Annotated in this window: 6 protein-coding genes; 4 read left to right on the top strand and 2 right to left on the bottom strand. The window is 68.4% G+C overall.

The genetic code is table 11. The annotated features are described in order from the left end of the window. Positions 1–3,831 (bottom strand): LamG-like jellyroll fold domain-containing protein (locus RAC81_RS16360; protein ID WP_375083345.1); only part of this gene is annotated, 3,831 nt, incomplete at its 3' end. Positions 3,832–3,943: 112 nt separating this feature from the next. Further along, positions 3,944–4,546 (bottom strand): hypothetical protein, encoded by a 603-nt coding sequence (locus RAC81_RS16355; RefSeq protein ID WP_375083344.1) that lies wholly within the window; start codon positions 4,544–4,546, stop codon positions 3,944–3,946. A gap of 210 nt (positions 4,547–4,756) precedes the next feature. Between RAC81_RS16355 and RAC81_RS16350 the strand changes: the two genes are divergently transcribed. The 4 genes from RAC81_RS16350 to RAC81_RS16335 all read left to right on the top strand — a co-directional run bounded on the left by RAC81_RS16350 (position 4,757) and on the right by RAC81_RS16335 (position 8,109). Next, complete coding sequence (locus RAC81_RS16350) at positions 4,757–5,497, top strand: CDP-alcohol phosphatidyltransferase family protein (RefSeq protein ID WP_375083343.1); 741 nt, start codon at positions 4,757–4,759, stop codon at positions 5,495–5,497. Then, positions 5,490–6,185 carry an acyltransferase gene (locus RAC81_RS16345; RefSeq protein ID WP_375083342.1) on the top strand — a complete coding sequence of 232 codons (696 nt, stop codon included), beginning with the start codon at positions 5,490–5,492 and terminating at the stop codon, positions 6,183–6,185. The genes RAC81_RS16350 and RAC81_RS16345 overlap by 8 nt, the downstream gene beginning before the upstream one ends. Before the next feature lie 209 nt (positions 6,186–6,394). Further along, entirely contained in the window at positions 6,395–7,387 is a 993-nt protein-coding gene (locus RAC81_RS16340) for a glycosyltransferase family 2 protein (RefSeq protein WP_375083341.1), read from the top strand. Beyond that, a complete protein-coding gene (locus RAC81_RS16335) occupies positions 7,384–8,109 on the top strand; it encodes a polysaccharide deacetylase family protein (RefSeq protein ID WP_375083340.1) in 726 nt (241 codons plus the stop codon). The genes RAC81_RS16340 and RAC81_RS16335 overlap by 4 nt, the downstream gene beginning before the upstream one ends. Positions 8,110–8,119: the final 10 nt, after the last annotated feature.

The following is an 8,119-nucleotide window of genomic DNA, read 5'->3' as shown; positions in this document are numbered from 1 at the left end:
ACTCACGGAGACCCGGGCCCTGTAATCGTCGCCTCCGATGCGGCGCACGATCGCCTGAGCGAACACACTCCCCCCGGTCGGGACCGCGTCGAAGGTCGCATCCACCGACAGCTCGGTCGAAGCCGACGACACATCGGTCAGATACGCCGTCCGCAGCGCCCCGCCGGCGGAGAGCCGGAAGACACCTGAGCCGTCCGCGCCGTAGCTCGAGGCGGTGTTCGCCAGCGTCCAGGCACCTCCGGGATCGGCGCTGCCGAGCCCGTTCGCGACGCTTCGGTCGAACGCGTCCGCCGCGAGGATCCCGGTGCCGACGGTTATCGCCAGCGATTCCGTCTTCGACCCGACCGCGCCGTCGTTGTCGGTCACCGTCAACGTGACGGTGTAGGTGCCGGCCACCGCGTACGTGTGGCTCGCCGCCGCACCCGACCCGTGCGCACTGCCGTCGCCCCAGTCCCAGTCGTAGGACGCGATCGACCCGTCAGCATCCGAGGATCCCGACCCGTCGACCGTCACCTTCAGCGGAGACATCGTCGGGGTGAACGACGCGGTAGGCGCCGTATTCGCCACTGCGGTCACCGAAGACGTCGAGACGGCCGTCCCGCCTCGATCGTCCGTCACGGTCAGCGTGACCGTGTACGTTCCAGGCGCCGCGTACGTGTGCGCCGCCGTCGCGCCCGAACCGTGTGCGCTCGCGTCGCCCCAGTTCCAGTCGTACGACACGATGGAGCCATCAGGGTCCGTGGATCCGGAACCGTCCACCGAGACCTGCATCTTCGTCACCTGCGACGAGAACACGGATGCGGGCAGCTTGTTCACGGTCGAACCCGTGCGTCCCAGCGTGTAGTGATCGCCGACGACCGTCGCAGCGATGGCCGATGGATAGACGGCGACATCGTCGATGGTTCCCGCGAACGCGTTGCCGCCAGGGCCCCAGGAGACATCGCCGCCCACGTGCCAGTACCCGGTGTAGTTGCCCGCGGTCTTCGTCGCGTTGGAGCCGACCAGCTCGCCGTCGACGTAGAGCCGCATACCGGCGGCACTCTGCGTCGCGACGACGTGATGCCACTGACCGTTGTTGTACGCGCCGGCCGAGGTGAGTCGAACCTGACCTCCGCTCGATGCGCCGAAGACGAGCTGCCCCGTGTTGGTCATGTAGACGTGCCGGTCGTATGACGACGAGTTGCCGGTCGCGCTGTTTCCGAAGCCGATGATCTTGCCGCCCGCGGTCGACGTCGTCTTGAACCAGGCCTCAGTGGAGTACGTGGTCGGATTCACGAACGGGGTCTGTCCGATCAGTTGTCCCCCGCCGAACGTCACGGCCGTGTTCGCGTTGCCGTGAAGAGCTCCGACCTGCCCCTTCGTGTGGGCTCCGACGAAGGTTCCGCGCTGCCCCGCTCCCGACGAATCCTGCGCGACGGTGCCTGACGTCTCGGCCAGCCGCCAGTACAGCGTGGGGCTGGCCGCCACGACGGCGGCGCCGTATGCATCGGACGGCGGCGTCGACGACTCAGGTGTCCGCCCGGCGGCCGCATAGTGCTGGGCGATCCGAGTCGCGCTGAGCGGCGCGCCGTAGATCGCGACCTCGTCGATCGAGCCGGCGAAGTACTGGGCTCCGGACCACGTGGCGTCGCCGCCCACACGCCAGTAGCCGTTGTAGATCTGCGCCGAGATCGAGTCGGTACGCTGGCCGACTCGGACGCCGTCGACGTAGAAGGACATGCCGGCGACCGGATCGAGGGTCGCGACGACATGATGCCAAGAACCGTCGTTGTAGGCCTTGGAGGATGTGAGCACGCGCCGCTCGTTGGGATACACGCCGAAGTTCACTCGCCCCGCGGTGTCCATGTACACGAGCCGGTCGTTGGACGTGGAGGTGCCCGTGCTCTGACTGCCGAAGCCGACGATCCGTCCTCCGGCCGTCGTGGTCGTCTTGAACCACGCTTCCACGCTGAACGAGAGCGGAGCGCGCGTCGGCTTCACCGTGCCGGCGTATCCGGTGTTCGTCCCGTTGAAGCGCGAGGCGGGAATCGTCGAGGGGGTCAGCGCGCCGTCGACCCCTCGGGTCACCCCGGCGCGCACCGTCAGGTTGCTGTCGCCGGCCCAGTCGTACGAGGTCGTGCCCGTGTCGTTGAGGGGCCAGTAATGCAGCGGAACGTCGGCGAGCACCGCCTGCGAGTACGATGACGCGCCCGTGGATCCGGTCGTGCCCGCGGTGGCCGTGACGGTCGAGCTCCAGGCGACGTTGCCCTTCGCGTCCTCCGCCCTCAGGCGGTAGGTGTGAGTGCTCCCCGGGTCCACGCCCCCGTCGACGAACGACATACCGGGCAGCCCCCAGTCGGCGGACTTCGACCGCGCCGTGACCGTGTGGATCGGCGACGCGTTCACACCGTCACGGATCACCTTGTACTGCAGGTACTCGTTGTCGCGGTCCCAGTTGAGCGGCCAGGTGATCTGCACCGCGCCCGACGCCACCGGCGTCACGGTGGGAACCCAGTTGCTGCCGCTCAGGCGGGGCCCGTCGGAGTTCGGGGCCTTGTCGGTCGTGGCGAAGCGCACCAGCCCTTGCTGCGGTTGGTTGTTCACTCGCGTGAACTCTCCCGCCATCACGAGGTAGTCCGCATTGCCCGTGACGCTCCACGGACCCTGGGTGGCGCCGCTGACCTCCCCCGTATCGAAGGTCGGGTACCAGTGCAGCATCCGAGGAGCGGGATTGCCGACCCAGTTGAAGTAACCCAGCGCCAGCCCGTCAGGAGTCGCTCGTTCGGCGGCATTCGCGAACGCGATGCCGCGATAGTGCGTCCACGGGTCGCTCTGCGGGAAGCCGCCGACGACGCTCTCGCAGTAGTGGGCGTGGCCGGCGCCGTAGACGACATCAGGCGTCGCATAGGCGCTGTAGGTGTCGCCATGGCAGTCCTCGACCCAGGTGAGACCTCCGCTGGCCCAATCGCTCTTGAAGATCCCCTCGAGGTTTCCCCCGTCACGCCCGAATGTGTAGCCCGTTCCGTAGATGTCGGTGCCGTCGGTGCTCAGCGACCAGATGGCTCCGTTCTCCCCGCCGTTGCGCACGACGCCGTTCGCTGCGAACGGCAGGAGCCCACCCGTCCCGGCATCGACCAGAGCCATGCCGTAACCCGGATTAGACGATCCGTTGACCGTGGTGAAGTGACCCGCGATGGCGATCTTCTGACCGTCCGCCGAGACGACGATGTCATTGCCGCGGTTGTTGAGCTCCGGCGCCCAGGGGAGCAGGTCGCCGGCCGCGGTGACCCCCGCAGCACGCACACGGTCGTTGCTCGCGACCCGGCCGAAGTTGCCGGTGAAGTAGACGTTCGTGTCGGTTGCCGCGATGCCGCGCACCGACGCATTGACACTCGGGGACCACGAAGACACGAGAGCGCCCGAGGGCAGGTCGAACGCCGCCACCCGGTTGCGCACCTGTCCGTCGACCTCGGTGAAGTCCCCGCCGATGTAGAGCCGCGTGCCGTCCGGCGAGGCGGCGATCGAGTTGATCTGCCCGTTGACGTTCGGAGCGAAGCGGAGCAGAGCGCCCGTTCGCACGTCGTAGGCGAGGACATTGTTCCTCGTCACCTCGTCGACGCCCGCGGCGGCTCCGGCCGGTCGAGCCGTGGAGAAGGTGCCGGCCGCGAAGACGGTGTCCCCGACGATCACCTGATCCCAGGCTGCGCCGTTGATCTGCACCGTCGGCAGGGCATCGGACGTGACGGTCCCCGGCGTGCGCGGATCGGTCGGCACGGTGTCGGCGGAGGCCGCGGACGGCACCGCGGCGAGACCGCCGGCGATGATCGCCGACACGACGACCGTCGTGATCATTCCGCGTCGGAAGACGCGAGCGCGCGCAAAGAACCCCGATTGCACAGCCATAATTCATTCCCCAATGAATCAGCACGTCCGCGAGGACGAGTTCCCCAGATACCCCAGTCCGTCAACTGGCGGGGGCTGCTCCTCGGAAGACGGCGAGCGGCTCGCCAGTTAACAGATCAAGGGTAATGGCGACATCCCCCCGCGCGTCAAGAGGGAGGGAGAACGAATACTCTCCCTCGGCGCTCTCCCCCGGCGCCAGTGTCGACGGCAGGCCGTTCGCGACCGTGTCGCCCAACGGCGGGGCGGGGGCGCCGTCCGCCCCGGAGGCCAGGTTGACCGCCGCACCGCCGAGATCGAGCGGTGAATCCGTCGCGTTGGTCACACGCACGAGCACGCGCAGGGCGGGTCCGGCGAGATCACCCGGCTGCTCGCTCGACGACTCGAAGGACTCCATCGAGACGACCTCGGCGGTGACGCCCGTCACGACGGTGGCGACGTCATCGATGCCCACCTCGACAGGCCCTTCGTCCGACGGCTCGCCGTCTGTCGCGCCCGGAGTCGGCGTGGGAAACACGCTGGGGGTCGGCGGCACGGAGATCGTGGGCGCCGGAGATGCGTCGTCGGAGGACTGCGAGGAGACGCTCACGAGCCAGATGATCACGGCGAGCGCGACGACGATGACGGCGATCGCCGAGATGATCAGGATCTTGCGCGTGCGAGTCAATGGGTCCCCTCCCCTGCATCCCGGACGTCTCAGCGCCGCGGCGTTCGGCAAACTTTACCGCCTGCGAGACGAACCGTCGACGCGTCGGCTAAAGTCAGTGCAACCGCGCGTCACCGGCGGGGATCGGCCGCGGGGAGGTCGAAACCGATCGACGCCCATCGCGGTCTGTCAGCGATCAGACGTCCCCGTTCACATACGACCGGAGGATTCATGTCCCAGCCGACGCCACGGGTGCGAGAGACACTCGCCTCCCTCCGCGCAGCGCAGAAGTCCAGCTCTGGGGCTCCGGCCTACTCCCGCTTCGTCAATCGACCCATCGGCCGCGTCTTCGCAGCGATCGCCTTCTCGTGGGGGCGCACGCCCGATCAGGTGACCGCCGTCAGCGCCCTGTTCACCTTCGCCGGGATCGCCGTCGTCGCACTGGTGCCGCCGACGTTCGCATCATCGCTGCTCGTGGTTGCCCTGCTCGTGCTCGGCTACGCGCTGGACTCCGCCGACGGACAGCTGGCGCGCCTTCGCGGCGGAGGATCGGCGCGCGGCGAGTGGCTGGACCACATGGTGGACGCCACCAAGATGGCGACGATCCACCTCGCGGTTCTCGTGTGCTGGTGGCGCTTCTTCGATATCGACGCAGCGCTGCTGCTCGTGCCGCTCGGGTTCCAGGTGGTGGGCTCGGTCTTCTTCTTCGGCGTCATCCTCACCGACCTCATCCGACGCACCGGCGCCGGAGGTACCACATCGAAGGCCGCCTTCCGCACGTCCCCGCTCTACGCGCTCCTCGTCCTTCCCGCCGACTACGGACTACTGATCCTCGTCTTCGCCACGCTGTGGGTTCCGTGGTTGTTCGTCGTGCTCTACACCGCGCTCTTCGCCGTCAACGCCCTGATCCTGCTCGCATCGGTCTACCGGTGGCATCGATCGCTGCGCCCGACCGGAGCAGCCCATGCCTGAGTTCACCGGCCTCACCGACCGCCAGGCGAAGGCGGCGAAGTGGAGCGCGTATCGCCGGGCGGCGGGGATGGCGGTGCGCGGGATGCTGCGCAAGCCCTTCCTCGGAGAATCGAGCGGCCCACTTTTCGTCGGCCGCCGCGTGCGCATCACCAATCCGTCCTACATCCGGCACTCCGGGCGTCTCGTGATCGAGGACGGCGTCGAGCTGCAGGGCCTCTCTCAGCACGGCATCGTGTTCGGGGACGAGGTGTCGATCGGAGCCGGCACCGCGATCCGCCCCTCGTCGTACTACGGCGGGGAGGCTGGAGTCGGTCTGCGGGTCGGCGACCGGTCGAGCTTCGCGACCGGATGCTTCATCGGATGCTCCGGAAGCATCGTGATCGGGGACGACGTGATGCTCGGACCGGGTGTACGCGTGTACTCCGAGAACCACGTCTTCGCCGACCCCGAGGCGCCGATCAAGTCACAGGGGGTCGAGCGGGGCGAGGTCGTCATCGGCGATGACTGCTGGATCGGCAGCGGAGTGACGATCACATCGGGCGTCACGATCGGACGAGGTGTCGTGATCGGCAGCGGCAGCGTCGTCACCAGGGACATCCCGGACTTCAGCATCGCGGCGGGAAGCCCGGCCAAGGTGATCCGCAGCCGGAAGAACGCGACCGGTGGCGAAGATCGCGGCGTTGTGTAAGCTGAGCCTCGGTCGTGTCCGTGGGGACGGCACGCCCGGGGAGCACTTTGGGGGTCTGGGGATGTCAGCTGCGTCTGGCGCATCCGCGGCGACGGCGATGGGACCGTCCCGCGATCACGCGATCTGGCGTGCCGTCGACCGACGATCCTGGTCCGAACGACTCCCCGCACACCACTGATCCACGCGCGTCGGCTCCGAGGGGGAACCACATGCACGCAGTTCACGACGACAACCAGGCGTCCACCGGCGATCCCGTCTCGCTCGTGGTCGCGATCCCGACCTTCAAGCGACCGGACCGGCTGGTCCGGACGCTCGATCTCGTCGGAGCGCAGGTGGCGCCGCTCGCGTCAGACGGACGGGTGTCGTCCGCGTCGATCCTCGTGATCGACAACGATCCCGCCGAATCGGCCCGCGGCGTCGTGGACGACAGCTACCACGGGGTGAGGACGCGCTACGTGGCCGAGGCCACGCCGGGGATCCCTGCCGTCCGCAATCGAGCTCTCGACGAGTCCGCCGACATCCGCCTGCTCTCGTTCATCGACGACGACGAGGTCCCGCTCGAGGGGTGGATCTCCTCGCTGCTCGAGACCTGGTCGACCACCGGCCGTCCGGCTGCCGTCATGGGTCGAGTCGTATCGCTCTTCGACCCCGATGCCGACCCCTGGGTGCTGGAGAGCGGGCTCTTCCGACGCCCCCAGCGCCGGACGGGCGCCGAGATCGCCGTCGCGGCGACCGGCAACCTCCTGCTCGATCTCTCGCAGGTGCGACGCAGCGGCGTGCGCTTCGACCAGCGCATCGGCCTGGGGGGCGGCTCCGACACCCTCTTCAGCATGGGCCTGAAGAAGACCGGCGCACGCCTCGTCTGGTGCAACGAATCCGTCGCCGAAGACGCGGTGGAGCCCGAGCGTCAGACCAGACCATGGGCTCTCAAGCGGTCCTTCAGCCACGGCAACGTCTCGGTCCTCGTGCAGCTGCGCCTCGAACCTCGGTCCTCGAGGCGTGCCCTCATCCGGGTGAAGGGCGTCGTGGGCGGCGCGGCGCGAGTCGTCGCGGGCTTCGGCCGCCACCTGTACGGACGACTGAGCCGCTCGGTGCGCCATGACGCGCGCGGTCTTCGTCTGGTCTACCGCGGAGCCGGAATGATCTCCGCCAGCGTCGGTCAGACGTATTCGGCGTACTCGCGCCCGGGCAGCTCGGCATGAGGACGCGCGTGTCTGCTGCGGCGAAGAGATGGCTGCGCAGTCATGGCGGACCCCTGGGGTCGATCGTCCGCGTGCGGACGGCCCGACCCGAGTTCGTCCTCACCTATGACGACGGTCCGGACCCGACGCACACCGAGCGGATCCTGGACGTGCTGCGTGAGCAGTCAGCCACCGCCACGTTCTTCGTGCTGATGAACCGGGCGCGCGCCCACCGCTCCCTGCTCGCCGAGATCGTCGGCGGCGGTCATGAGGTGGCGCTCCACGGACCCGATCATCGGCCGATCTCGCGGCTCGGGTACCGAGCGGTGCGCGAGCGCACGGCAGCGGCGAAGGCCGAACTCGAAGATCTCGCCGAGGTGGCAGTGCGCTGGTACAGGCCCCCGTACGGCCTGCAGTCGCTCTCGAGTTTCCGGGCCGTCAAGGCCGCCGGCGTCGAGCCCGTTCTGTGGGGACCGACCGCCTGGGATTCACGGGAGGCGACGACCGAGCAGCGCATCGCTCGGTCGCTCCGCGGCGCCGAAGCAGGCGCCATCCTGCTCTCGCACGACTCGTATGCGGGGTTCGCCGACGGAGGGCGGAGCGATTCGCCCCCGACTGTCGACCGCCCCGAACTCGCCACGCGCATCATCGAGGCGTATCGCGAACGCGGGTTGGAGGCTCGAAGTCTCTCGCGCGCGCTGGCTTCCGGCACACCGGTCAAGGGAATCTGGTTCAAGAAATGAAGGGGAAAGA

Source organism: Microbacterium sp. CR_7, assembly GCF_041954755.1.
Taxonomy (GTDB): domain Bacteria; phylum Actinomycetota; class Actinomycetes; order Actinomycetales; family Microbacteriaceae; genus Microbacterium.
This window is presented reverse-complemented; position numbering and strand designations above follow the sequence as displayed.

What these genes read in the sequence shown, in the direction of transcription:
- RAC81_RS16335 (WP_375083340.1), top strand. Translation starts at nt 7,384, where the DNA reads ATGAGGACGCGCGTGTCTGCTGCGGCGAAGAGATGGCTGCGCAGTCAT.
- RAC81_RS16345 (WP_375083342.1), top strand. Translation starts at nt 5,490, where the DNA reads ATGCCTGAGTTCACCGGCCTCACCGACCGCCAGGCGAAGGCGGCGAAG.
- RAC81_RS16350 (WP_375083343.1), top strand. Translation starts at nt 4,757, where the DNA reads ATGTCCCAGCCGACGCCACGGGTGCGAGAGACACTCGCCTCCCTCCGC.
- RAC81_RS16340 (WP_375083341.1), top strand. Translation starts at nt 6,395, where the DNA reads ATGCACGCAGTTCACGACGACAACCAGGCGTCCACCGGCGATCCCGTC.